Annotated in this window: 1 protein-coding gene; it reads right to left on the minus strand. The window is 32.8% G+C overall.

From position 1 onward, the window contains the following. A partial coding sequence (locus SOP95_RS31620) for a MerR family transcriptional regulator (protein ID WP_323609532.1) occupies positions 1-213 on the minus strand: 213 nt, incomplete at its 3' end. Between the last annotated feature and the right edge of the window lie 244 nt (positions 214-457).

Here is a 457-nt window from a genome sequence, read left to right on the forward strand (position 1 = left end):
TACTAACATATTCGCAGCTTCTTTTAATGAAAATCCCATTTCTTTCAAAAATAAAATTTGTTGCAAACGAATAACGTCATTTTCACTATATAACCGATGTCCACCCTCTGTTTTTCCGCTCGGCTTTAATAAATCTATTTGATCATAATAACGTAGTGTACGTACTGTAACCCCTGTTTCTCTCGTCAATTGTTGTATTGAAATCACTACCATCACCTCTTCCCTTTCATTATAAAAGATGACGTTACGTAACTTTCAAGCGTTTTGTAAAAAAAATACAAAAAGCTGTTTATACAAAGTGTATAAACAGCTTTTATGGAAATAACCCCTTTTGTATGGCGCGCCCACAAAATAAAATAAGTGCTCCAACAACAACACTCGTTGCCGTTTTATGATAATGGGCTAATAATAATAAATAATACGATAAACCTACAGTACCAATCATAATACAAATGCT

The organism is Pseudomonas sp. YuFO8 (genome assembly GCF_035065025.1).
GTDB classification, from domain to species: domain Bacteria; phylum Pseudomonadota; class Gammaproteobacteria; order Pseudomonadales; family Pseudomonadaceae; genus Aquipseudomonas; species Aquipseudomonas putida_AE.